This window comes from Pantoea sp. X-Soil-YNGN-844, from assembly GCF_059730595.1.
In genome coordinates this window covers 2,675,918-2,699,498 of sequence record NZ_AP036007.1, presented here as the reverse complement: position 1 = coordinate 2,699,498, position 23,581 = coordinate 2,675,918, and the positions used below count along the sequence as shown (strand labels likewise).

17 protein-coding genes and 1 riboswitch are annotated in these 23,581 nt (G+C 58.5%); of the genes, 2 read left to right on the top strand and 15 right to left on the bottom strand.

The window, feature by feature from the left end; genetic code table 11:
- Nucleotides 1–27: 27 nt before the first annotated feature.
- A complete protein-coding gene (locus AC6I8C_RS12595; RefSeq protein WP_497822679.1) occupies nucleotides 28–987 on the bottom strand; it encodes an AEC family transporter in 960 nt (319 codons plus the stop codon).
- Nucleotides 988–1,084: 97 nt separating this feature from the next.
- A complete protein-coding gene (locus tag AC6I8C_RS12590) occupies nucleotides 1,085–1,282 on the bottom strand; it encodes a hypothetical protein (protein WP_497823340.1) in 198 nt (65 codons plus the stop codon).
- A 307-nt stretch (nucleotides 1,283–1,589) separates the two neighbouring features.
- A riboswitch (TPP riboswitch) is annotated at nucleotides 1,590–1,686 on the top strand.
- Nucleotides 1,687–1,720: 34 nt separating this feature from the next.
- Here AC6I8C_RS12590 and thiM point away from each other — a divergent pair.
- Together thiM and thiD are read left to right on the top strand one after the other, a co-directional pair.
- Nucleotides 1,721–2,518, top strand: coding sequence for a hydroxyethylthiazole kinase (gene thiM, locus AC6I8C_RS12585; protein WP_497822678.1), 798 nt, complete (start codon nucleotides 1,721–1,723; stop codon nucleotides 2,516–2,518).
- Entirely contained in the window at nucleotides 2,505–3,305 is an 801-nt protein-coding gene (gene thiD / locus AC6I8C_RS12580; protein ID WP_497822677.1) for a bifunctional hydroxymethylpyrimidine kinase/phosphomethylpyrimidine kinase, read from the top strand. The genes thiM and thiD overlap by 14 nt, the downstream gene beginning before the upstream one ends.
- 46 nt (nucleotides 3,306–3,351) lie before the next feature.
- On the opposite strand, the gene AC6I8C_RS12575 is transcribed toward thiD, so the two are convergent.
- The 13 genes from AC6I8C_RS12575 to AC6I8C_RS12515 all read right to left on the bottom strand — a co-directional run bounded on the left by AC6I8C_RS12575 (nucleotide 3,352) and on the right by AC6I8C_RS12515 (nucleotide 23,411).
- Complete coding sequence (locus tag AC6I8C_RS12575; protein ID WP_497822676.1) at nucleotides 3,352–4,038, bottom strand: GntR family transcriptional regulator; 687 nt, start codon at nucleotides 4,036–4,038, stop codon at nucleotides 3,352–3,354.
- Nucleotides 4,039–4,138: 100 nt separating this feature from the next.
- Nucleotides 4,139–5,599, bottom strand: coding sequence for a mannitol dehydrogenase family protein (locus AC6I8C_RS12570; RefSeq protein WP_497822675.1), 1,461 nt, complete (start codon nucleotides 5,597–5,599; stop codon nucleotides 4,139–4,141).
- A 67-nt stretch (nucleotides 5,600–5,666) separates the two neighbouring features.
- Nucleotides 5,667–6,950 carry an MFS transporter gene (locus AC6I8C_RS12565; RefSeq protein WP_033733262.1) on the bottom strand — a complete coding sequence of 428 codons (1,284 nt, stop codon included), beginning with the start codon at nucleotides 6,948–6,950 and terminating at the stop codon, nucleotides 5,667–5,669.
- Between the two features lie 81 nt (nucleotides 6,951–7,031).
- Nucleotides 7,032–8,042 carry a Zn-dependent oxidoreductase gene (locus tag AC6I8C_RS12560; RefSeq protein ID WP_497822674.1) on the bottom strand — a complete coding sequence of 337 codons (1,011 nt, stop codon included), beginning with the start codon at nucleotides 8,040–8,042 and terminating at the stop codon, nucleotides 7,032–7,034.
- A gap of 10 nt (nucleotides 8,043–8,052) precedes the next feature.
- Nucleotides 8,053–9,267, bottom strand: a complete 1,215-nt coding sequence (manD, locus tag AC6I8C_RS12555; protein ID WP_266306907.1) for a D-mannonate dehydratase ManD — start codon at nucleotides 9,265–9,267, stop codon at nucleotides 8,053–8,055.
- Between the two features lie 531 nt (nucleotides 9,268–9,798).
- Nucleotides 9,799–10,698, bottom strand: a complete 900-nt coding sequence (gene yegS, locus AC6I8C_RS12550; RefSeq protein WP_497822673.1) for a lipid kinase YegS — start codon at nucleotides 10,696–10,698, stop codon at nucleotides 9,799–9,801.
- 221 nt (nucleotides 10,699–10,919) lie between these two features.
- Nucleotides 10,920–12,299 carry a prephenate-dependent tRNA uridine(34) hydroxylase TrhP gene (gene trhP / locus AC6I8C_RS12545; protein WP_497822672.1) on the bottom strand — a complete coding sequence of 460 codons (1,380 nt, stop codon included), beginning with the start codon at nucleotides 12,297–12,299 and terminating at the stop codon, nucleotides 10,920–10,922.
- A 123-nt stretch (nucleotides 12,300–12,422) separates the two neighbouring features.
- Nucleotides 12,423–13,130, bottom strand: a complete 708-nt coding sequence (baeR, locus tag AC6I8C_RS12540; RefSeq protein ID WP_013358483.1) for an envelope stress response regulator BaeR — start codon at nucleotides 13,128–13,130, stop codon at nucleotides 12,423–12,425.
- A gap of 6 nt (nucleotides 13,131–13,136) precedes the next feature.
- Nucleotides 13,137–14,525, bottom strand: coding sequence for an envelope stress sensor histidine kinase BaeS (gene baeS, locus AC6I8C_RS12535; RefSeq protein ID WP_497822671.1), 1,389 nt, complete (start codon nucleotides 14,523–14,525; stop codon nucleotides 13,137–13,139).
- Nucleotides 14,522–15,928 carry an MFS transporter gene (locus tag AC6I8C_RS12530; RefSeq protein WP_497822670.1) on the bottom strand — a complete coding sequence of 469 codons (1,407 nt, stop codon included), beginning with the start codon at nucleotides 15,926–15,928 and terminating at the stop codon, nucleotides 14,522–14,524. The genes baeS and AC6I8C_RS12530 overlap by 4 nt, the downstream gene beginning before the upstream one ends.
- A gap of 51 nt (nucleotides 15,929–15,979) precedes the next feature.
- On the bottom strand, nucleotides 15,980–19,054 hold the full coding sequence (gene mdtC / locus AC6I8C_RS12525; RefSeq protein WP_497822669.1) for a multidrug efflux RND transporter permease subunit MdtC: 3,075 nt from the start codon (nucleotides 19,052–19,054) through the stop codon (nucleotides 15,980–15,982).
- Nucleotides 19,051–22,173 (bottom strand): MdtB/MuxB family multidrug efflux RND transporter permease subunit, encoded by a 3,123-nt coding sequence (locus AC6I8C_RS12520; RefSeq protein ID WP_497822668.1) that lies wholly within the window; start codon nucleotides 22,171–22,173, stop codon nucleotides 19,051–19,053. Before AC6I8C_RS12520 ends, mdtC begins: the two co-directional genes overlap by 4 nt.
- Nucleotides 22,173–23,411 (bottom strand): MdtA/MuxA family multidrug efflux RND transporter periplasmic adaptor subunit, encoded by a 1,239-nt coding sequence (locus AC6I8C_RS12515; protein ID WP_497822667.1) that lies wholly within the window; start codon nucleotides 23,409–23,411, stop codon nucleotides 22,173–22,175. Before AC6I8C_RS12515 ends, AC6I8C_RS12520 begins: the two co-directional genes overlap by 1 nt.
- Nucleotides 23,412–23,581 lie beyond the last annotated feature (170 nt).

Genomic DNA, 23,581 nt, shown 5'->3' with positions numbered 1-23,581 from the left:
AGCAGCCGTGCTGAGGGGCTTTTTTTATTAATAGCCCGCCAGCGTCATCAGCATCATCCATACTGGCGTCGTCACCGCCGCAAATACCGTTGAAAACAGCATACTCGCCGCGGCCGGGCCAGGAATGACATTGAACTTCTGCGACATCAGATAGACGTTAACTCCGACCGCCATCGAGCCCAGCAATACCACCACTTTACTCTCCAGCGGCGGCAAGCCGGTCAGCCAGGCAATCGCCCATACCGTCATCGGCTGCAGTATCAGCTTCAGCAGGCAGATGGTATAGCTCTCTTTAAGTCCTTCCCGCACCCGATAGTGCGCCAGGCTCATGCCCAGCGTGACCAGCGACAGGGGCGCGGCCAGTGAAGCCAGCATCTTTAACGGTTCTGCGGCGAGCATCGGCAAAGGACGTTGCAGAAAACTCCAGGCCGTTCCGCTGAGAATGCCGATGATGAGTGGATTTTTTACTACCCCAATCAGAGTGCGCCAGACGCCTTCCAGCGAGAAGCTGCCCTGTTTTGCCCACTCGACCGAAACGGTGAGTAAGGTCCAGAGGATCAGGCTGTTAAACACCAGTACCAGCGCCACCGGGGGCAGGGCTTCTGGCCCGAGCAGCACCGTAGCTACCGGGATCCCCAGCATCACGTTATTAGAAAAGATGCCGCCCAGGGCAAAGACCGAAGCCGCCACGCCATCCAGATTAAACAGCCTTGTTGCCAGCACTCTCCCCACGATAAACACCAGCAGGCAACTGCCGAAGAAGGCCAGGAGCAGACGCGCATCCACCGGCGGACTTTGCGAGAAGGTGCTCATCACCCGAAACAGCATGCAGGGCAGCGCGACGTTAAACACAAAGCGGTTCATCCCTTCACTGATGCTGGCGGGCCATTTTCCGAGGCGCGTCAGGCAGTATCCCAGCAAAATCAGGATAAACAGCGGAGCTGACAGATAAATTTGATGGCTAAGGCTTTCAAACAGCAGTGGCATAGGGAGAGTCTGGTCAGACGATGATTAGTTACCAGACTAACAAATTGCTAACTAACTGTTAACTATAACGGTGTCCGGATTGAGCGCAGCAGGGACGCTAGCCTAACCAGCGGCGTGCCTGCTGGTCACTGATATCGCGATAATAGACGCGATGAATGATTTCGCCGCAGCCCGCACAGTGTGCGGAAATATAGGTGGAAAGATAAGATCTGCCATTTGGCGCGATAGCACCCCGACGTTCAATAATAATATCCAGCCATCGATGGCGGTGAGGAATAAGCGCTGATAATCGCATCATACATCCTGAATAGTATGAAGTTCCGCTCCAGAAGTTTATTAACTCACTGAAATAAAGTGTTTTTTACGATGATGCTGCGGGCAGGTTAATTATTATAGGGTTACCAGAATCCCTGCGGAAAATATTACCCGTCAGGGTAATAAACAGGGCTACCTATAAAGAGGTATCTCGTTAACCCGCAGCATTAAGCCTTTTTTTGTACTGCTGAGAGTTGATCGGGATCATGTGAATTGTTCCAGTTCCGATTATTTTCCAGGCTTGCGTCGCTTGCTTTCGCTGCACAGCCCTCCTATGCTGCAAGCCGTAACACGACTCGGGGTGCCCTTCTTTGTGAAGGCTGAGAAATACCCGTATTACCTGATCTGGATAATGCCAGCGTAGGGAAGTCTGATGCCTGACCGCATTCGCCTTCTTGTTCGCCGGTTGGGAGCTACGATGACACATCAATCTCAACACCTTTCTGCTGCGCACTTCGCGCCCGTTCTGCACACTTTCCGCCGTCAGTCACCGCTGGTGCACTGCATGACCAATGACGTGGTCCAGAATTTCACTGCCAACGTCCTGCTGGCACTCAATGCCTCACCGGCAATGGTGATCGATGCTGACGAAGCGGCACAGTTCAGCCGCTTTGCCGATGCGTTGCTGATTAACGTCGGCACCTTAACCCGCGAGCGTCAGCAGGCGATGCAGGCTGCCGTCACCGCCGCCTGTGAGGCGGGTACCCCCTGGACACTCGATCCGGTCGCCGTCGGCGCGCTGACGTTGCGCAGTGACTTCTGTCAGCAGCTGCTCAGCCAGCAACCGGCGGTGATCCGCGGTAATGCGTCAGAGATTCTGGCGCTGGCGCAGCAGGCCAGTGGCGGGCGCGGTGTCGATACGTTGCATCAGGCGGATGCAGCACTCGATGCGGCACAGCAACTCGTTGAGACCTGGCACACGCTGGTCATTGTCACCGGCGAAGTGGACTATGCCACCGACGGTCAGCGAATCCTCGCCATCAGCGGCGGAAGCCCGTTAATGACGCGGGTGGTCGGGACCGGCTGCGCACTTTCGGCCGTAGTGGCGGGATTCAGTGCTCTGCCGGGCGATCGGCTGATGAACGTGGCGGCAGCCTGTCAGGTCATGGCCCAGGCGGGGGAAAAGGCGGCGGCGCAGGCAGCCGGGCCGGGCAGCTTTGCCACCGCATTTATTGATGCACTCTGGACGCTGGAGGTGGAGCATGAAGCGCATTAATGCTCTGACGATTGCCGGAACCGATCCCAGCGGCGGCGCAGGTATTCAGGCCGATCTGAAAACCTTCTCCGCCCTGGGCGCTTATGGCACCAGTGTGATTACCGCACTGGTGGCGCAGAACACGCAGGGCGTACAGTCGGTTTATCGCATTGAACCGAACTTTGTGGCTGCCCAGCTCGATTCGGTACTGGATGACGTGCGTATCGACAGCGCAAAAATCGGCATGCTGTCTGAAACGGCGATTGTGGAAAAGGTTGCGGCCCGGTTGAGGCGTGCTGAGATCCCATTTGTGGTGCTGGATACGGTGATGGTCGCGAAAAGTGGCGATGCGCTGCTCTCGCCAGACGCCGTGGCCAGCGTACGTGAGCAGTTATTACCACAGGTGTCGCTGATCACCCCTAATCTGCCGGAAGCGGCGGCGTTGCTGGATTGCGCTATCGCCACCGATGAGGCGGAGATGCGCGAGCAGGGACGGGCCTTGCTGGCACTCGGCTGCCAGGCGGTGCTGATGAAGGGGGGTCATCTGGCGGCGGCGGAGAGTCCGGACTGGCTGATTACTCACTCAGCGGAACAGCGATTCAGCACGCCACGCGTGCATACCCGTCATACGCACGGCACCGGCTGCACGCTGTCGGCCGCCTTAGCCGCGTTACGTCCGCGCCATAATGACTGGGCAGAGACGATTGAGGAAGCGAAAAACTGGTTGCAGCTGGCGCTGTTACAGGCGGATTCGCTGGAGGTCGGGAAGGGGATTGGACCGGTGCACCATTTTCACCAATGGTGGTAAAGGCGAAGGCCCGCATCGACCTGATATTCAGGCGGTGCGGGCAGTTTCAGGGCGCTTCAAACCAGGCGCTGTTACGCTCGGCAATCGGGGTAATTGAGAAGATCATCTCCTGCAGGTGACGACGCATCGCCGCTTCGGCGGCATCGGCATCATGGCGCTTCAGCGCGGCAAAAATCTCTTCATGCTGCTCAATCAGCCTCTCCGGGGGTGAGACTTCACTCAGCGTCAGAAACCGCACCCGGTCCATGGCCGCTTTGATGTTTTCCACCGTCTCCCAGGCGAGCTTGCAGTCAATGCTTTCAGCGATCAGGCGATGAAACTCATCGTCCAGAGTGAGGAAAGCCTGACTGTCATGCCGCCCGGCGGCCATGCGCTGCAACTGCAGATTGTGTTCCAGCGCCATCAGGGCGGGCTCGTCAATCTCCACCGCTGCCCGCCGTACTACCGACACTTCCACCGCCTCACGGATAAAGCGACCATCCGCGACACGCTTAGCGGAGATTTTGCGCACGAAGGTGCCGCGCTGCGGCAATACCTGTACCAGTCCGGCTTCAGCCAGCTTAATGAACGCTTCACGCACCGGCTGGCGCGAAACGTTGAAGCGTGCAGAGACCTCTTTTTCAGAGAGCAGCGAACCCGGCTGAATTGCGCAGGTGACAATATCTTTGCGCAGATAACGGTAAATCTGCTGATTTACCGGTTCGCTGGTAGTAATGGTATAGGCGATCGACATGCAGCAATATCCATATTACGGCTGGCATAGGCCAGCACGATGGGAAAGTGTCAGTCTAATCAGGGTACTGCGCCTGCGCCAGTGCTTTGTGACCGCAGCATTAGCTGCGGGTCAGGTACTGATGCACTGTAGCTCGTGCGCCCTGGGTGGTGAGTTGCTGATACCAGGCCGTCAGCCGGGCGACCACGTCGCCATTCTGCGCCAGATCCTCGCCGAAGACTTCGCGGATGGCGAGTAATGCCCGTACGCGAGCCTCACCCTCTTCGCTGGCGGCAACGCACTCTGCAAGCTGCGCTTTCATCGGATCACGGATCTCAATCGGCTGGCCCTGTTCATCAACGCCACCGACATAGCGCATCCAGCCCGCTATGCCCAGCAGCAGCAAATCGCAGTCACTGCCGCGCTGCAGGTGCCAGCGCAGGCTGTCGAGCATACGCTGTGGCAGTTTCTGTGTGCCGTCAGTGGCAATCTGTCCGGTGCGATGTTTAATCGCTCGGTTTTCATAACGGGCGATCAGCGAGTCGGCATAGGCATTGAGATCCACGCCCTGGGTGCGCAATGTGGGTGCCTGCTCATCGATCATCAGCGAACGGGCGGCGGCACGGAAATGGGGATCGGCCATGCAGTCGCTGATGTACTCATAACCTGCCAGGAAGCCGAGGTACGCCAGGAAAGAGTGGCTGCCATTCAGCATGCGCAGTTTCATCTCTTCATAGGGCAGGACATCACTGACCAGTTCTGCGCCCGCCTTTTCCCACGCCGGACGACCATTGACGAAGTTATCTTCAATCACCCACTGGAAGAAGGGTTCCGCTTCAACCGCAACCGGGTCGCTGGAACCCAGGCGCGCGCTCAGGGCCGCAAACGCCGCATCGGTCATCGCCGGAACGATGCGATCCACCATGGTTGAGGGGAAGGTCATGTGCTGCTGAATGTACTCTGCCAGTTCCGGATCCTGCTGCCGGGCCAGTTGCACAATCACATTTTGGGTGACGTGACCATTTTCCGGCATATTGTCACAGGACATCACGCTGAAGGCATGTAACCCCTGGTCACGGCGGCGGCGGATCGCGGCCAGAATCAGACCCGGCAGCGAGCGCGGCGCATCCGGATGCTGCAGATCATGGACGATATCGGGATGATCGGGATTTAAATTGCCACTGGCGGGCTGATGGCAGTAGCCTTTTTCAGTGACGGTCATGGAGACAATTGCCACTTCAGGCTGACTCATGGCGTTAATCACCGCCTCAATACCGTCACTTTTACCGTGCAGCGCCTGGGTAATAACGCCAATCACCCGGGTATGCAGGGAATCATCGGCCATCTCTGTCAGGGTATAGAGCAGATGCTGCTCACGCAGGGCCTGAATCAGCGCGCCGCTGTTGAGGTTCACTTCGCAGTATCCCCAGTCGCTGCCCTGTTCAGCCAGCTTATCGCTGCAGAGTGCCTGATGGGCGCGATGAAATGCACCAAAACCGATATGCACCATGCGGGTTTTTAACTGGCTGCGGTCGTAAGCGGGGCGCCGGACCTCAGCGGGCAGGCGATCAATCTGTAACATAGTCCGTCCTTATGGCAAACGGGGCGCAAAGCGCCCCAAAATCATCATTCTGTTAGCGGAACAACACTCAGACCGAAACCGGTTTATCCTCAGGTTTTGGACTGCGAATCACAAACAGCACCAGGAAAGCCCCCAGCGCGGCGACACAACCCGCCAGGATAAAGGCGCTATCGAACTTACCGGTGTGCTGAACGATAAAGCCGGTGACGATCGGCCCGATGATGCCGGAGAGGCTCCCTACCAGATGGATAAAGCCGCTGATGCTGCCAATACGGCTCTTGTGCACCACATCCTGAATAATTGCCCAGTAGATCGCGCCAGTGATGTAGAGAAAGAAAATGGACACCGACATCATCATCACGGCGGGAACCACCTCTTTTATCGTACCCGCCAGTGCCACACAAATTGCGGCTGCCAGCAGTGAGACCACCAGCACAATTTTGCGGGACAACAACAGTTTGCCGGTGATATTAAAGATTCTGTCAGAGATCCAGCCACCCAACGCCAGGCCAACGAAACCGACGATCCACGGGATCATGGTGGTGATGCTCATCGATTTGATATCCAGGCCGTGCGCCTGCACCAGATAGGCCGGGAACCAGCTCAGGAAGAAGAACAGGATGTAGTTGTAGCAGAAGAAGGCAAACGCCGTGACCAGGATAATCGGCTGGCGCAGATAGTAACCAAACGGATGTGGTGTCTCAGACAGGTCGACCTCGTCATTCGGGCTGGTGGCTTTCAGGCGATCGATCAGCAGGCGCTCTTTTTCGGTGACAAGTTTGCTCTTCGCCGGATTATCAGCGGCAAAGAAGAGCCAGAACGCCATCCATACCAGGCCGATACAGCAGACGATCACAAAGGCCGGACGCCAGCCGTAGGCCAGCGCCAGATAGCCGATGATCGGACCGGCTACCGCGCCACCCAGCGGTGATCCGGCACTGAGCAGGCCCATCGCCGTGGCGGCCTGCTTCTTCGGGAACCAGCCATTAATCGCTTTGTTAGCCGAAGAGCAGATCGGGCCTTCAGCCATGCCGAACAGCACACGCAGGATCAGCAGCGACCAGAAGCCGGTAGCCAGCGCGGTCATACCACAGAAAATGGACCAGGCACCCACGGCCACGGCCAGCACGATTTTGGGGCCATAGCGGTCAGTGGCGAGGCCACCGACAAAGTTAAACAGGGCGTAGCCGAAGAAGAAGCTGCCGAAGATCATGCCGAACTGCTCAGCATTAATCGCCAGATCTTTCTCTACCAGCGGCACGGTCAGGGACAGGGCAACACGATCGAGGTAATTGATCATGTAAACCAGGAACAGCAGCAAAACGAGGGTCCAGCGCAGATTCTTGAACATACAAACTCCGTGATCTGTTTTATCTTTTTAATTATGCCGGCGGGTACACACCGGCAAAGGACACCTGGTGTTCAGCGGGCATTAACCCATCTGAAGGATCACTTTGCAGCAGGTGCGCGGATCTTTTTCGAACAGGGTCATCGCGCGTTCAATCTCCTGCAGCGGGAAGTAGTGGGTGACCAGCTTCTCTGGCTGGATTAACCCTTTTTCCATCCATTCAATCACCTGCGGGAAGCGGTTGCTGTTAAGACGTGAGGTAAACAGCGACAGCTCTTTACTGGTAAGACTTTGCTGAGTGATGCTGCACGGTTCGCCGGAGAAGCCCAGCAGACCGATGCGCGCGGCCGGTGAGGCGAGGGCGGTGGCTTCTGCCAGGATGGCAGGATGGCAGGCCGCGTCGATAATCAGCGTGGGCTGCACGCCCTCAAGCTGTGCCGCTAACGGGATTTCGCTGTTATCAAACAGCTGATCGGCACCGCTCTGCTCAGCCAGCGCCAGACGTTCCGGCAGGCGATCTACCACCATCACCTTTTTCACCTGATAGACGCCCTTCAGCACCTGAATGGCGGTGAGCCCCATCGGGCCGGCGCCATAAATCAGCGCCACATCATCCGGCTGCGGCTTGAGAAACGCCGTGATGTTGGCTGCGATAGTGAAGGGCTCGACCAGGCTGGCGAGCTTATCGGGAATCGCGTCCGGCAGGTGCCAGGCATTTTTAGCCGGGGCCAGCGCATACTCGCTGAAGCCGCCGTCGCGGTGCACACCAATCACCTGCAGGGTGGTACAGACATTCGGACGGCCTACCGAGCAGGGATAGCAGTGCCCGCAGCTTACCACCGGATCGACTGCGACGCGCTGGCCCAATCGTGCCGCGTCGACACCGTCACCCACCGCATCGATCACGCCAAAAAATTCATGGCCAATCACTCGCGGATATTTCGCGAACGGGTTATGACCGTGCCAGATATGCACGTCAGAGCCACAGATGCTGGCATAGGCCACTTTAACCCGGACTTCGCCCGCCGCGGGTAGTGGCAGTGGACGTTCAGCTACCACCAGTTCACCTGGCTGTTCAATTACTACGCTTTTCATGGGTTTCTCCTTACCAGTTCCACAGGGTGCCATCTTCAAGACGGGCGACCGGCAGATAGGCAGGTTCATAGGGATATTTCGCCGCCAGTTTCTCGTTGAATTCAATGCCGAGGCCCGGCTTGTCGCCTGGATGCATGTAGCCCTGGTCAAAGGTCCAGTTAGCATCAAACAGCTCCATCATCTGTTCCGAGAAGCCCATGTACTCCTGCACGCCGAAGTTCGGCACCCAGAGGTCAAAGTGCAGCGCAGCCGCCATGCAGACAGGGGAGAGATCTGAAGGACCGTGCGAGCCGGTACGCACCTGATAGAGTGACGCAAAATCAGCGATACGACGCATCCCGGTAATGCCGCCCGCGTGGGTGATAGTGGTGCGGATGTAGTCGATCAGCTGCTCTTCAATCAGTTGCTTACAATCCCAGATGCTGTTGAACACTTCGCCTACCGCAATCGGCGTGACGGTGTGCTGGCGAATCAGACGGAAGCATTCCTGATTCTCAGCAGGCGTCGGATCTTCCATCCAGAACAGACGATAATCTTCCACGCTCTTGCCGAAACGTGCCGCTTCAATCGGCGTCAGGCGATGGTGCATGTCATGCAGCAGATGCTCATCGAAACCAAACTTGTCGCGGATCGCCTCAAACAACTTTGGCGTGAAATCGAGGTATTTCTCGGTTGACCAGAGCTGCTCTTCCGGCCAGTTACCTTTGGTCGCAGGTTCATAGGCCAGGCCTTTACCTTTTGCCATGCCATAGGTGGTTTTCATGCCCGGCACGCCGCACTGTGCGCGAATCGCTTTGAAGCCCAGCTCTTTGTGCTTCGCATAGTCATCCATCACTTCATCGATGGAGTGGCCGGTGGTGTGGCAATAAACCATCACGCCGGTACGTGAAGCGCCGCCCAGCAGCTGGTAGACCGGCATGTTGGCGGCTTTACCTTTGATATCCCACAGCGCCATGTCGACGGCCGAGATCGCAGACATGGTAACCGGGCCACGACGCCAGTAAGCGCCTTTATAGAAATATTGCCAGATGTCTTCGATCTGATGCGCATCGCGGCCAATCAGCTGCGGGCAGACGTGATCTTTCAGGTAGGAGGCGACCGGTAGTTCGCGGCCATTCAGCGTAGCATCACCCACGCCGGTCAGCCCCTGATCGGTGGTGATCTTCACGGTGACAAAGTTTCTGCCTGCGCAGGTTACAAATACTTCCGCCTTAACAATTTTCATCCTGGTTGCCTTTCAGTCAGCGTTCAATGATGAAAAAGTACGTGTTTTAATACTACCATACAAGTTAGTCTGGCAGAGTTGTGAAGCCAGTCACAGAGAGTTTTCTGGGGCGAAAGGGGGTAATGAACTGGCGTATTATTTGGCGACAAAAAGGGCGGCGTGGTAGTAAAACGACGGGCGGCCAGCGTGAAAAAGGGGCTTTCGCCCTCTTAAGATTATTGACAGCGTCTGCCCCTGCTGGCTGTAAGACCCAGCCGACGAAGGGAACACAGTCAGATCGGAAAGTCGCAAAAGCCGCCATCCCTGGCATGCTCGGCCCGCGCGATTACGCACCTCATCCCTGAGGTGCGCCCGTAACCGGGCCAACGCGTTGCGTTGTTCAAAAACGCTCCCGGCGTTTTTGTCCCGGACGCGGGACGCTTTCCTCCTCTGCCCGTGTTCCCTACGCTTTAAGCTAATGCGTTGCTGCTAAATTCGTTCAGCTGTGAGTTTGTCAGAAATCTGAAGGGGCTTTCGCCCCCTGACCCATACTCAGGATAGGAGTTCACACTGCGGCGGCAGGCGACAGCTCAGCGCGCCCGCCATCACCTCAATCACGAATTCGCGTCCGGAGAGCGGTTCACCATCCAGGTTAAAGGTCATCTCGTGTGGAGAGCGAATCGTCAGCGACTCCAGCTGCGTGGTGACGATGCCGGGGTTGTCATCGTCGCCGGTCAGCGAGTGCAGCAGCGTCGGCAGCAGCTCCTGCGCGGTGACAATACTGACGTCAAGCCGGCCATCGTTGATCAGCGCACCAGGGCATAAGCGCTGACCGCCGCCCGCCTGACGCCCGTTACCGATACCGATAACCAGCGCATCACCCTGCCAGGCGAAATCGGGACCGCTGATCTCGCAGGTATCAGGCTTCAGCGTATCCATGCGCATCAGGCCGTGAATAAAGTAGGAGACACCGCCCAGCGCCGACTTCAGCTTTTCCGGTGTTTCTGTGGTGATGCGAGTGCCAAATCCGCCCGTCGCCATATTGATGAAGTAGTGGCTCTGGTTCACTCTGGCCAGGTCGATGGCATGCGCTTTGCCCTGAATCGCCAGTCGCAGTGCCGGTTCCATCTCTTCCGGAATACCGACGCTGGTGGCAAAGTCGTTGGCAGTGCCCAGCGGCAGGATGCCCAGCACCGGACGATGCTCGGCATCTGATGCCGCCAGCGCAGTGGCAACCTCATTGATGGTGCCATCGCCGCCACCGGCGACGACGGTCTCCGCCTGCAGCGCAATCGCCTCTCTGACGTACCTGTCGCCATCGCCTTTTTCAAACGTGACACGCACCGCAATGTCGAAGCCTTCTTCACGCAGGGTGGTAATGGCTTCGCGCAGATCATCATTACCCGCGCCTTTCCCATTCAGGATGAGCAGCGTAAGCGGTTTATTGTCCATTTTGCGTTCCTTGAAGATCTACAGAGTAAGAAGGGAATGTATAGCACAGCTGCCAGCAGTAAATTATTGGCGAAAGAGAGAAAAAAGAAAACCCGCACGGGGGAGCCGGGCGGGTAAATGAGGTGGTTCCTGGTAAATCTGCCGTTTGTTGTTACTCGTTAGCAGCAGGCGGGACTATAAAGCAGCGCTGCGCAGGGGTCTGTGATCCTGTTCTGATTTCCTCAAATTGTTTCCGTTGGTAAACGATTATGAGGATCACGGGTATCTTCGCCGTGATCAAAATTGCGCAGCAGCAGCGCAAAACGCAGATCGACCTCTTCCGGCACCCGCAGCCAGACGCGATGGCCATCGCCGGGTGCAACCTCAGTGGGTTCGCCACGCGCATTCTGCAGCGCATCCAGCTGGCCATTCAGGTTGCCTTCGGGCGTCATGATCTCCACGCTGTCGTGCAGCATAAACTTGTTCTTCACAGTCACTTCCGCCCATTCGCCCCGACGCTCGCCGGTAAATTCACCGACAAACTGCTGGCGATCTGAGACCGAAAAGCCCTGCTGATAATTCTGGTAGCTGTCATGGGTATGACGGCGCAGGAAGCCTTCGGTATAGCCGCGATGGGCCAGGCCTTCCAGCGTTAACAGCAGTGAGGGGTCAAACGGCTTACCGGCCGCGGCATCGTCAATCGCCCGGCGATAAACCTGCGCGGTGCGGGCGCAATAGTAGTAGGACTTGGTGCGTCCCTCAATCTTCAGTGAATGCACGCCCATCTCGCTGAGCCGCTCCACGTGTGCCACTGCGCGCAGATCCCGCGAGTTCATGATGTAGGTGCCGTGTTCATCTTCGAACGCGCTCATCACCTCGCCGGGTTTCATCTTCTCTTCCAGCAGAAATACCTTGTCGGTGGGCTGACCGATACCCAGCGTGGGCGTCACATCCTGTACCGGGATGGGCTCATGAATACCGACGATATTCCCCACTTCATCCTGCTGGCCTTCAGCCACTTTATACTCCCAGCGGCAGGCGTTGGTGCAGGTGCCCTGATTCGGATCGCGTTTGTTCATATAGCCCGACAGCAGACAGCGACCGGAATAGGCCATACAGAGCGCACCATGAACAAATACTTCCAGCTCCATCTCCGGCACCTGCTGGCGGATCTCAGCGATCTCCTCCAGTGACAGCTCGCGTGACAGAATTACCCGAGTCAGCCCCATCTGCTGCCAGAATTTTACCGTGGCCCAGTTGACCGCATTGGCCTGTACCGACAGGTGAATCGGCATTGACGGGAACGCGTCGCGCACCAGCATAATCAGGCCGGGATCGGACATGATCAGCGCGTCAGGCTGCATCGCTACCACCGGCGTTAAGTCACGAATAAAGGTTTTCAGCTTGGCGTTGTGCGGCGCAATGTTCACCACCACGTAGAATTTTTTGCCCAGCGCGTGCGCTTCGTTGATGCCCAGCGCGAGGTTCTCGTGGGTAAATTCGTTGTTGCGCACCCGCAGGCTGTAGCGTGGCTGGCCGGCATAGACAGCATCGGCACCATAAGCAAAGGCATAACGCATGTTTTTCAGCGTGCCGGCGGGGGAAAGCAGTTCGGGTTTCATGATGTTCTCACTGATGTCAGGTCAGTATGCCGCCTTAAGCGACAGCAGCAGGGCCGTTAAGCCCTGCAAAAGGTGCGGAATTGTAGGCAGTGAGAAAAGGGAAGTAAATTGATCGGGATCAAACTAGATCAAATGACAGGCGTCGGCTTCCCAGCGATAGCCCATGCCGTAAACGGCACGGATAAAGGGTTGCTCGCTGTCGAGATTCTCCAGCTTGCGCCGCAGATTCTTGATATGGCTGTCGATGGTGCGATCCGTGACCACGCGATAGTCATCATAGAGATGGTTGAGCAGCTGTTCGCGTGAAAAAACCTTGCCCGGCTCCAGCGACAGGGTTTTCAGCAGCCGGAACTCCGCCGGAGTAAGATCCAGCGGCTTTTCGCGCCAGCTGGCGAAGAAGCGGCTCTCATCAACCCGCAGTAACGAGGCGCTTTGCGGCTCTTCCGCTGAACGTTTTACCCGGCGCAGAATCGTTTTCACTCGCGCCACCACTTCACGCGGGCTGAAGGGTTTGCAGATGTAGTCATCCGCGCCCAGCTCCAGCCCCAGCAGCCGATCAATCTCTTCGGTGCGGGCGGTGACCATAATAATCGGCAGTTCGGAATGACGACGGATTTCGCGGCACAGCGTTAAGCCATCAGTGCCCGGCAGCATCAAATCCAGCAGCATCAGGTCGGGTGGCGTCTGGCGCACATACTCGAGTACAGCATTACCGTCGGCGATGTGATGGGTACGGTAGTTCGAGGCGTGCAGATAATCGATCATCAGCTGCGCCAGTTTCGGCTCATCTTCGACCACCAGAATCAGCGGGTCGTGGTTTTCCTGGCTCATAAGCGTCTACACAGGGGGAACATAGCGCAAGTGTAGCGCGATTTTCAGTCCACCTAAATCAGAGTGCGCCGCATGAATATCGCCGCCGTGCGCATCTGCGATATTTTTACAGATGGCCAGGCCCAGGCCCGAACCGCCGCTGGCGCGATTGCGCGAGCCTTCGGTGCGGAAGAAGCGCTCAAAAATCTGCACCTGATGTTCTCCATCCACGCCGGGTGCGCTGTCGTCAAACTCAATATGCCAGTGGGGGGCTTCATACTTCAGCGTCACTTCAACCCGTCCACCGCTGTCGGTGTAGCGCAGGCTGTTTTCCAGCAGGTTAGTGAACAACTGCATCAGGCGGTCAGGATCGCCGAAGAAAGGCGCGTTGTCGGGCAGATTCAGCTTCAGCATCAGGCCGTGCGCGCGATAACGTTCGGCAAAGCTGCCGGCGGTCACTTCCAGCAGCTGCACCAGATCGGTCGCCTGCTTGCGGTAGGCGAGGGCACCCACGTCCGACAGCGACAGCTGATGCAGGTCTTCGACCAGCTTGGTCAGCACCACGACTTCACTCTGCAGTGAGGCGATCGCATCCGGCGTCAGTTTGCGTACGCCATCCTGCATCGCTTCCAGTTCACCGCGCAGGATCGCCAGCGGCGTGCGCAGCTCATGGGAGATATCAGCCATAAAGGCGCGGCGCATGCTTTCGTTTTTCTCCAGCGAGCTGGCCAGCAGGTTAAAGTCACCGGCCAGCTGGCCCAGCTCATCCCGGCTGCTGACCTCAACGCGGGTTGCAAAATTGCCGGCCGCCAGATGATGCGTGCCATCGACCAGCCGCTTGACCGGCGCCAGCAGGCCCCGCGCCATCAGCCAGGTCGCCAGCGCCGCCAGCAGCGTTGACAGCCCTACGATAATCCAGCTGGTGCGCCGCTGCTGTTGATCAAAGTTAATATCGGTACTGCGCGTCAGCCGCTCCGGTGGCGAGCCGATCACCCAGCCAACCACCTTACCGGTACTGGTCGTGATATTGCGTCTTGTGCCTTCCGGGGGCACCGGCCCCGGCGGTCCGACCATCACTTTATATTTCTGATCGAGGACCCAGAACTGGGTGCGCCAGCCGTGTGGCGGCAGCTGACTGCTGCTGTCAGGATTCTGCTCCAGCGAACGCAGCATGGTGAAGATCAGCCGATCGTTGTGGCGCAGAAAATCCCAGTTACCGTGTTGCTCATACTGATCGGCCAGCGCATCGCTGAGCAGATTCAGGCGCTGCTGATTGCCGCGCTTGATGTAGTCGACAAAGCCGTGTTCGAAACTGAGGCGAACGCCCCAGTGCATGGTGATCAGCACCAGCATGCAGGTGGCGAAAATCGCCATAAACAGTTTGGCCCCGATGCCCAGGCGCAGGTTAACTCTCATTTTTTTCTCCGGCGTCGCAGATCAACGTTGGTACTTACCTGTGGCGGGACGCGCCAGAACACCAGCGCGGGCAGGATGATAATCAGCGACATGCAAAGGTAGGTATAAATAAACATCTGGTGCTCCGCTGCGCTGTTTGCTGCGCTCTCCTGGGCAAACGCACCCAGCAGCAGACCGGCCACGGTGACGCCAATACTCATCGACAGCTGCATAATCATCGACAGCAGGCTGTTGCCGCTGGAGGCCAGCTCATCGGGCAACTCCTTCAGCGTCAGGGTATTCATCGAAGAGAAGCGGATGGCGTTGACCATGCCCTGCAGAAACAGCACCAGCGGCAGCAGCCAGACCCAGCCCATGAGCGCCACCACTGGGAACAGCAGGACCACCAGCGCCAGCGCTATGGTCGACATCACCAGCACATTACGGTAGCCATAGAGATTGACGATGCGCACCACAATGCGCTTCATTCCCATATTGCCCAGCACCATCGGAATCATCATCAGACCGGCGTGAAACGGGCTGTAGCCCATGCCGAGCTGCAGAAAGATTGGCGTCATAAAGGGCAGCATGCCGCTGCCGATGCGGCCGGTAAAACTGCCGAGCAGGCCAATAGAGTAAACACGATTATCAAACAGCTTCAGGCTGAACAGGGCGTTATCATTGCCACGCGCATGCATCAGGTAAAACAACAGAGAGAACATGCCAGTGAGGATCATGGCACCCAGCAGTAACGGCGAACCGCCGCTGCTGCGCTGACCATCCAGCGCCAGTGTCAGGGTAGCCATCCCGGCAGCCAGCAGGATAAAACCACCGAAATCAAAACGGCGCGTCTGCATGCGGTAGTTGGGCATCAGTATCAGGGTGGCGATAGCGCCTGCAATGCCGACCGGGATATTAATCAGAAAGATCCAGTGCCAGCTGGCGTACTCCACCAGCACACCGCCCAGAGCCGGGCCGAGCAACGGACCAATCTGGCCGGGCAGGGTCACAAAGGTCATGGCGGACATATACTGCTCGCGCGGCACGATTTTCATCACCGTCAGGCGACCCACCGGCACCATCATGGCCCCGCCAATCCCCTGAATCACGCGCGACAGCACCAGCTGATCCAGCGTGCCGGAGATTGCGCACAGCAGCGAACCCAGGCTGAACAGCACAATCGCGCAGAAGAAGATGTTGCGCACGCCAAAGCGATCCGCCAGCCAGCCGCTGACCGGCAGCATCACGGCCACCGTCAGCACGTAATAGACGATCACCGAGTGCATGTGTAGCGGGCTGACGCCCAGGTCGTCTGCCATCGACGGGATCGCGGTATTGACGATGGTGGTATCCAGCGTCTGCATAAAGAAACCGATGGCAACAATCCACAGTTGCCAGCGGACGTTAGTGCTTTGCGTAGTCATCAATCCCCCCGATCCAGGTGTCACATCCGCCGTCCGTCGCAGCCAGACCCATTACGGCTGCTGCGCGGCGGCCAGCGGGCGTTTTCTGCGCCGCAGCTTATCCATCATTAAATAGACCACCGGCGTTGTGTAGAGCGTCAGCAGCTGACTCATCACCAGGCCGCCCGCGATGGTAATCCCCAGCGGCTGGCGCAGTTCCGCACCGTCGCCGCTGCTCAGCACCAGCGGCAGCGCGCCAAACAGCGCCGCCAGCGTGGTCATCATAATCGGCCGGAAGCGCAACAGGCAGGCCTGGAATATCGCCTCCCGCGCGCTGAGCTGGCCGTTGCGTTCGGCTTCAAGCGCAAAGTCGACCATCATGATGGCGTTCTTTTTGACAATACCAATCAGCAGCAGAATCCCGATTAGCGCGATCAGGCTGAAGGGCGTATCAAACAGTTCCAGCGCCAGCAGCGCACCGACACCTGCCGAAGGCAGGGTAGAGAGGATCGTCAGCGGATGCACATAGCTCTCATAGAGGATACCCAGCACGATATAGACCGCCGCTATCGCCGCCAGCATCAGCCAGAGCTGACTGCTCTGCGACTGCTGAAACACCTGCGCGGTTCCGGCAAAGCTGCCACGCACGCTGGATGGCACGCCGATCGCCGTCATGGTGCGTTCAATCGCCTCCGACGCCTGCGACAGCGACACACCCTCTGGCAGGTTGAATGAGATGGTCGATGCCGCCGACAGCCCTTCATGATTGACCGAAAGCGGCGCATTCGCTGGCTGCCAGTGGGCGAACCACGACAGCGGTATCGCTTTGCCTTCGTTGTTAATTACGAACATCTGCGACAGGGCGCTTATATCCTGGGTGTAGCGTGGATCGACCTCCATCACCACTTTGTACTGGTTTAATGGCTGATAGATGGTAGAGATCTGACGCTGACCAAAGGCGTTATTCAGCAGGGCATTGGCCTGAGAGACGTCGATACCGAGCCGCGCCATGCTTTCGCGGTCATAGGTCAGCGCCATCTCGCTGCCTTTATCCTGCTGATCGGAGTTCACGTCCGCCAGCTGCGGCAGGGCAGAAAACGCCTCGCGGATTTTCGGCTCCCACGTCCGCAGGGCGGCGAGATCGTCCGACAGCAGTGAATACTGATAACCGGCATTCGACTCCCGGCCACCGACCCGCAGATCCTGCACTGCATTCAGATAGAGGCTGGCACCTGGCTCTTTTGCCAGCTTTGTGCGCAACCGCGCGATGATCTCAACGGCGCTCTCTTTGCGCTCTGACAGCGGTTTCAGGGAGATAAACATTGAGCCGCTGTTGGTACGCATGCCACCGGTAAAGCCCACTACGCTGTCAACAGCAGGATCGGCGCCGACAATCTCCATAAAATCCTGCAGCTTACTGCGCATCGCCTGAAACGAAATGCTCTGGTCGGCAGAGATAAAGCCGGAGAGCCGCCCGGTATCCTGTTCCGGCATAAAGGTTTTGGGGATATGAACAAACAGCCAGCCGGTCAGGAAGATGGTGGCGAAAAACAGCAGCATGACCCAGCGAGCATGGTTCAGCACCACGTTAAGCGAACGACCATACCCTTGCTGTATCGCCATCAGCAGCCGACCCGCGCCGCGCCGGCGGGGCTGGCTGCGTGGCCCGTGCGGCTTCAGCAGATACGCGCACATCATCGGTGTCAGGGTGATGGAGATAAACAGCGAGATAACAATCGACACCGACAGCGTAATGGCAAACTCAGAGAAGAAACGGCCAATCAGCCCGCCGATCATCAGCAGCGGCAGGAACACGGCAACCAGCGACAGGCTCATCGACAGCACGGTAAAGCCGACTTCCCGTACCCCTTTCAGCGCGGCGGCCAGCGGTTTCATGCCCGCTTCGACGTGGCGGGCAATGTTCTCCAGCACCACGATCGCATCATCCACCACAAAGCCGGTGGCGATGGTCAGCGCCATCAGCGACAGGTTATTCAGGCTGAAGCCGCACAGGTACATTGCGGCAAAGGTGCCGATCAGCGAAACCGGCACGGCGACGGCGGGGATCAGCGTGGCGCGACCGGAGCGCAGGAAAACAAACACCACCAGAATCACCAGCGCCACGGCGATTAACAGAGACTGCTCCACTTCATGCAGCGAGGCGCGAATGGTGGGCGAGCGATCCTGAGCAATCTGCAGATCGATGGCGGCCGGTATCACCTCATGCAGCAGCGGCATCTCGGCACGGATGCGGTCAACCGTATCGATAACGTTGGCTTCAGGCGTTTTGCGGATCAACAGCAGCACCGCCGGTTTACCGCGCGACATCCCGGCGTTACGCACGTCCTGCACTGAATCCTCGACGGTCGCCACATCTGACAGCTTCACCGCTGCGCCGTTGTTGTAGTGCACCACCAGCGGCTGATACTCACGGGCAGTCTGCAGCGCGTCATTGGTACGCAACTGCCAGCGCTGCTGCGCGTCGTCCAGTGCGCCCTGCGGCCGACGCTGGTTGGCGTTGGAGATCGCGGTGCGCACCGCATCCAGCGACACGCCCTGATTAAACAGCGCCTGCGGATTGAGCGCCACACGCACCGCAGGCAACGAACTGCCGCCCACGGTGACGTCGCCCACGCCCTCGATCTGTGACAGTTTTTGTGCCAGCTGGGTCGAGGCGTAATCATAGAGCTGACCGGGATTGTAGGTATCCGAGGTCAGCGTCATGATCATAATTGGCGCATCTGAAGGGTTCACTTTGCGATAAGTGGGACGCGACGGCATGCCGGTGGGCAGCAGGCTTTGCGCCGCGTTGATCGCGGCCTGCACATCGCGCGCCGCGCCGTTAATGTCGCGATCAAAATCGAAAACCAGAATGATGCGGGTGCTGCCCAGCGAACTGGTAGAGGTCATTTCACTGACGCCCGCGATGCGTCCCAGCGAGCGCTCCAGCGGCGTGGCCACCGACGACGCCATGATCTCCGGTGAGGCACCTGGCAGCGACGCCGAGATAACGATCACCGGGAAATCGACCTGCGGCAGCGGCGCCACTGGCAGCAGCCGGAAACCCAGCATACCCGCCAGGGCGATGGCCAGCGTCAGCAGCGTCGTCGCGACGGGCCGGTTGATGAACAGGGCAAAGAACTTCACTCTGCGGCCTCCGTGCGGCCAAAGCGACGACGGGTGGCGTGCGCCAGCCGATCAAACAGCAGGTAGATCACCGGCGTGGTGAACAGCGTCAGCACCTGGCTGAGAATCAGCCCGCCGACCATGGCAATGCCCAGCGGATGACGCAGTTCGGCCCCGACGCCGGTGCTGAGCATCAGTGGCAGCGCGCCGAGCAGGGCCGCCAGCGTGGTCATCAGAATCGGGCGGAAGCGCAGCAGGCAGGCCTGATAGATCGCATCATAAGGCTTCATACCCTGTTCACGCTCCGCCGCCAGCGCAAAGTCGATCATCATGATGGCGTTCTTTTTCACGATGCCGATGAGCAGGATGATGCCGATAATCGCCACGATATCCAGCTCATTGCCGCTGAGCATCAGCGCCAGCAGCGCGCCGACGCCCGCGGTGGGCAGCGTCGAGAGAATGGTGATCGGGTGAATAAAGCTCTCATAAAGCACGCCCAGCACGATGTACATCGCCACGATGGCCGCCACAATCAGCCAGACCGTGCTGCTGAGCGCCGCCTCGAAGGCCAGCGTGCTGCCCTGGAACTGGGTCATCAGCTCGGCAGGCATGCCAAGCTCCGCTTCCGCCTGTGACACGGCTTTTACCGCATCTTCCAGCGAATAGCCGTCAGCCACATTGAACGAGAAGGTCGCCGACGGGAACTGGTCGAGATGGTTAATGCTGAGCGGCGTGTGACGCTGTTCAATGCGGGCGATGGCGCTCAATGGCACGCTGCCGCCGTCGCTGCTGTTCAGGCGAATCGCATCCAGGCTCGCCAGCCCTGGCGTGGCATTATTATCCTGCTCCAGAACCACACGATACTGATTCGCCTGGGTATAGATGGTGGAGATCAGCCGCTGCCCAAAGGCGTTATACAGCGCGTTATCGACGTCCGCCATGCTGATGCCGAGGCGGCTGGCGCTGTCGCGGTCCACGTTGACATAAGCTTCCAGCCCCTGATCCTGCCAGTCACTGCTGACATCGCGCAGCTGTGGCAGGGTGCTGAGCCGGGTCAGCAGGGCCGGAACCCAGGTGCTGAGCGACGACAGTGAACCCGATTGCAGTGTGAACTGGTACGGTGTGCGGCTCGCCTGGGTATCAATGGTGAGATCCTGCACCGCCTGCAGCCACAGCTGCACGCCCGGCACCTCACTGACCTGCTGTTGCAGGCGCTGTTGTATAGCTGGAATCCGGTCGTCGCGCTGATCCAGCGGCTTGAGGTTGATCTGTAGCCGCGCGCTGTTCAGCGAAGCATTAGTGCCATCCACGCCGACAAACGAGGTCATGCTCTCAACCGCCGGATCTTTCATGATGATAGAGGCAACATCGCGGGTGCGCTGCGCCATACTGGCGTAGGAGACCGACTGCGGGGCCTGTAGCGTACCCTGAATAATGCTGTTGTCCTGCTGCGGGAAGAAGCCTTTCGGGATCACCATCCACAGCAGCAGCGTCAGGACCAGCGTGCCCAGCGCCACCGACAGCGTCAGCCAGGGGTGATTCAGCACCCGGCTCAGGCCTCGACCGTAGGTGGCGACGATACGATCAAACATCGCTTCACTGGCGCGCGAAAAGCGGTTCTGTTTGCGCAGCGACTCTGCGCTCAGCATCCTGGCGCACATCATCGGCGTCAGGGTCAGTGACACCACTGCTGAAATCAGAATCGCCACCGCCAGCGTGACGGCAAATTCACGGAACAGGCGGCCAATCACGTCGCCCATAAACAGCAGCGGGATCAGCACCGCAATCAGCGAGAAGGTAAGGGAGATGATGGTGAAGCCAATTTCTCCGGCCCCTTTCAGCGCGGCGGTCAGCGGTTTTTCCCCTTTCTCGATATAGCGTGATATGTTCTCAATCACCACGATGGCATCATCGACCACAAAGCCGGTGGCGATGGTCAGCGCCATCAGCGTCAGGTTGTTGATGGAAAAGCCGAGGAAATACATCGCCGCAAAGGTGCCAATCAGCGAAAGCGGGACCGCCACCGCCGGGATCAGCGTGGCGGGCACGTTGCGCAGAAACAGATAGATGATCATCACGACCAGCGCCATCGCCAGCATCAGCTCAAACTGCGTGTCGTTCACTGAAGCGCGAATATTGGTGGTGCGGTCGGTGAGCAGTTTAACGTCTACCGACTTTGGCAGGGCGGCGGTCAGGGCGGGCAGCATGGCACGGATATTATCCGCCGTGGCGATGATATTGGCGCCAGGCTGACGCTGAACATTGAGCACAATCGCCGCATCGCGGTTAGCCCAGGCTCCGAGCCAGCTGTTTTCAGCTCCCTGTTCGATAGTCGCCACATCACCCAGACGTACCGGCGCACCATTTTTATAGCTGATGATCAGCTGGCGATAATCTTCCGCCGATTTCATCTGGTCATTGGCTGACAGGGTGACGGAGCGGGTCGGGCCATCCAGGCTGCCTTTGGCAGAATTGACGTTGGCATTGCTGATGGCAGTACGCACCGTTTCGCTGGTCAGACCCAGCGCCGCCAGCGCTTGCGCATTCATCTTCACCCGCACCGCCGGACGCTGGCCACCTGAAAGCGTCACCAGCCCGACGCCGCTGACCTGAGAGATTTTCTGTGCGACACGCGTTTCCACCATGTCCTGCACCTGCGTCAGCGGCATGCTGCGCGTGGTGACGGCCAGCGTCATGATCGGCGGATCGGCAGGATTCACTTTGCTGTAGACCGGCGGATTAGGCAGGTCGTTGGGCAGCAGGTTGGTCGCTGAGTTAATGGCCGCCTGCACTTCCTGTTCGGCCACATCCAGCGGCAGCGTCAGCTGGAACTGTAGCGTCACGACTGAAGCACCGCCGGAGCTTTGCGACGCCATCTGTTTCAGCCCAGACATCTGACCAAACTGGCGCTCAAGCGGGGCGGTGATAGAGGAGGTGACCACATCCGGGCTGGCACCCGGATAGAGCGTGACGACCTGGATGGTCGGATAGTCGACTTCGGGCAGCGCCGAGACCGGCAGGAAGCGGTAGCCCAGTATCCCGGCCAGCAGAATCGCAATCATCAACAGCGTGGTGGCGACCGGGCGCAGAATAAACTGGCGTGACGGCCCGCCACTGTGATCGGGAGGCATGACCTGCATTACTCACGCTCTCCTTTTGACGGCAGGGTCGCGCGGGTGGCGCGCGGTGCGTTGCTCTGCGGCGCGACCACCTCAACTTTCGCACCTTCGGTCAGGCGATCCAGCCCGTCGGTCACCACGCGCTCACCCGCCTCCAGACCGGCGCTGATCACTACTTTGTCACTATCCTGCAGACCCGCAATTACGCTTTTTTTGCTGACCTTGTTGTCACTGTTGACCACCCAGACAAAGTGGCCCTCATTGCCCATCTGTAATGCGGCAGGCGGAATGACCACTGCATCCTGCAGGGTGTTGACCTTCAGTCGCACATTGACGAACTGGTTAGGGAACAGCGTGTCGTCCTGATTATCAAAACGCGCTTTGATTTTGATGGTGCCGGTAGTGACATCAATCTGGTTATCGAGGCTCAGCAGTTTGCCGCTGGCGATCAGATTCTGATTACTGCGATCCCAGGCCTCCACCAGCAACGGCTGGCCGCTTTTCTGCGCCTGCAGAATCGGACTGATGCTGTTTTCTGCCAGGGTAAAAACCACATCAATCGGGTGCGTCTGGGTGATCACCACGATACCGGTGGTGTCGCCGCTGGTGACATAGTTGCCAACATCCACCTGTTTCAGCCCGACCCGGCCAGCAATCGGCGCGGTGATCCGGCTGTAGGTCAGGTTGAGCTGCGCACTGGCGACGCCGCCCTCATCCGCTTTCAGGGTGCCGAGCGTTTCACTCACCAGTGAGCGCTGAGTGTCCAGTTCCTGTTGCGACACCAGCGAGGTTTTTGCCAGCTTCTCGAAGCGTGCCAGGTCGCGACGGACATTAGCCAGCGTCGCCTGATCTTTCGCCAGCTGGCCCTGAGCCTGGGTTAACGCCACCTGATAAGGCCGCGGGTCGACTTCTGCCAGCAGATCGCCTGCGTTAACCTGCTGGCCTTCGGTGAAGTGGATCGCCAGCAGGTCGCCATTGACCCGACTGCGCACCGTGGCCGTGTTAGCGGCGGTCACCGTTCCCAGTCCGCTGAGGAATTGCGGCACGCTCTGGCGGGTGGCTGTTGCCGCCTGAACCGGTGCGAGGGGACGACGCGCGCCATCACCCCCACCTTTGCTGCCACGTGGCGCTGGCGAATCCGTCTGGCTGCTGCTCTGCGGCTGGGCATTGCGCTGCCAGGCATAGTAGCCGCCAGCGGTCACGGCGATTAGGGCCAGCACGATCAGGGTTTTCTTCATAACAGGATGTCGGGTGCTCATGATTGTTGATGCTCTCCAGCAGTGACGTAGTCCCAGGCGCAGGCATGAAAGGGGTAGCCTGCAAACGAAAGATTGTAGTCGCCTCTGACGGGCAGAAGTTGAAGGAAATAAGGATATCTGTCAGGGCGAGGTAATTATGCCTGTTCCTGCATTAATCGCAGCACAATCGT

Coding starts and splice junctions, on each gene's coding strand:
- AC6I8C_RS12570 (WP_497822675.1), bottom strand. CDS start 5,599: ATGTTACAGATTGATCGCCTGCCCGCTGAGGTCCGGCGCCCCGCTTAC.
- manD (WP_266306907.1), bottom strand. CDS start 9,267: ATGAAAATTGTTAAGGCGGAAGTATTTGTAACCTGCGCAGGCAGAAAC.
- AC6I8C_RS12515 (WP_497822667.1), bottom strand. CDS start 23,411: ATGAGCACCCGACATCCTGTTATGAAGAAAACCCTGATCGTGCTGGCC.
- AC6I8C_RS12520 (WP_497822668.1), bottom strand. CDS start 22,173: ATGCAGGTCATGCCTCCCGATCACAGTGGCGGGCCGTCACGCCAGTTT.
- AC6I8C_RS12560 (WP_497822674.1), bottom strand. CDS start 8,042: ATGAAAAGCGTAGTAATTGAACAGCCAGGTGAACTGGTGGTAGCTGAA.
- AC6I8C_RS12595 (WP_497822679.1), bottom strand. CDS start 987: ATGCCACTGCTGTTTGAAAGCCTTAGCCATCAAATTTATCTGTCAGCT.
- AC6I8C_RS12575 (WP_497822676.1), bottom strand. CDS start 4,038: ATGTCGATCGCCTATACCATTACTACCAGCGAACCGGTAAATCAGCAG.
- trhP (WP_497822672.1), bottom strand. CDS start 12,299: ATGAAACCCGAACTGCTTTCCCCCGCCGGCACGCTGAAAAACATGCGT.
- AC6I8C_RS12590 (WP_497823340.1), bottom strand. CDS start 1,282: ATGCGATTATCAGCGCTTATTCCTCACCGCCATCGATGGCTGGATATT.
- baeS (WP_497822671.1), bottom strand. CDS start 14,525: ATGAGAGTTAACCTGCGCCTGGGCATCGGGGCCAAACTGTTTATGGCG.
- yegS (WP_497822673.1), bottom strand. CDS start 10,698: ATGGACAATAAACCGCTTACGCTGCTCATCCTGAATGGGAAAGGCGCG.
- baeR (WP_013358483.1), bottom strand. CDS start 13,130: ATGAGCCAGGAAAACCACGACCCGCTGATTCTGGTGGTCGAAGATGAG.
- thiD (WP_497822677.1), top strand. CDS start 2,505: ATGAAGCGCATTAATGCTCTGACGATTGCCGGAACCGATCCCAGCGGC.
- thiM (WP_497822678.1), top strand. CDS start 1,721: ATGACACATCAATCTCAACACCTTTCTGCTGCGCACTTCGCGCCCGTT.
- AC6I8C_RS12530 (WP_497822670.1), bottom strand. CDS start 15,928: ATGACTACGCAAAGCACTAACGTCCGCTGGCAACTGTGGATTGTTGCC.
- AC6I8C_RS12565 (WP_033733262.1), bottom strand. CDS start 6,950: ATGTTCAAGAATCTGCGCTGGACCCTCGTTTTGCTGCTGTTCCTGGTT.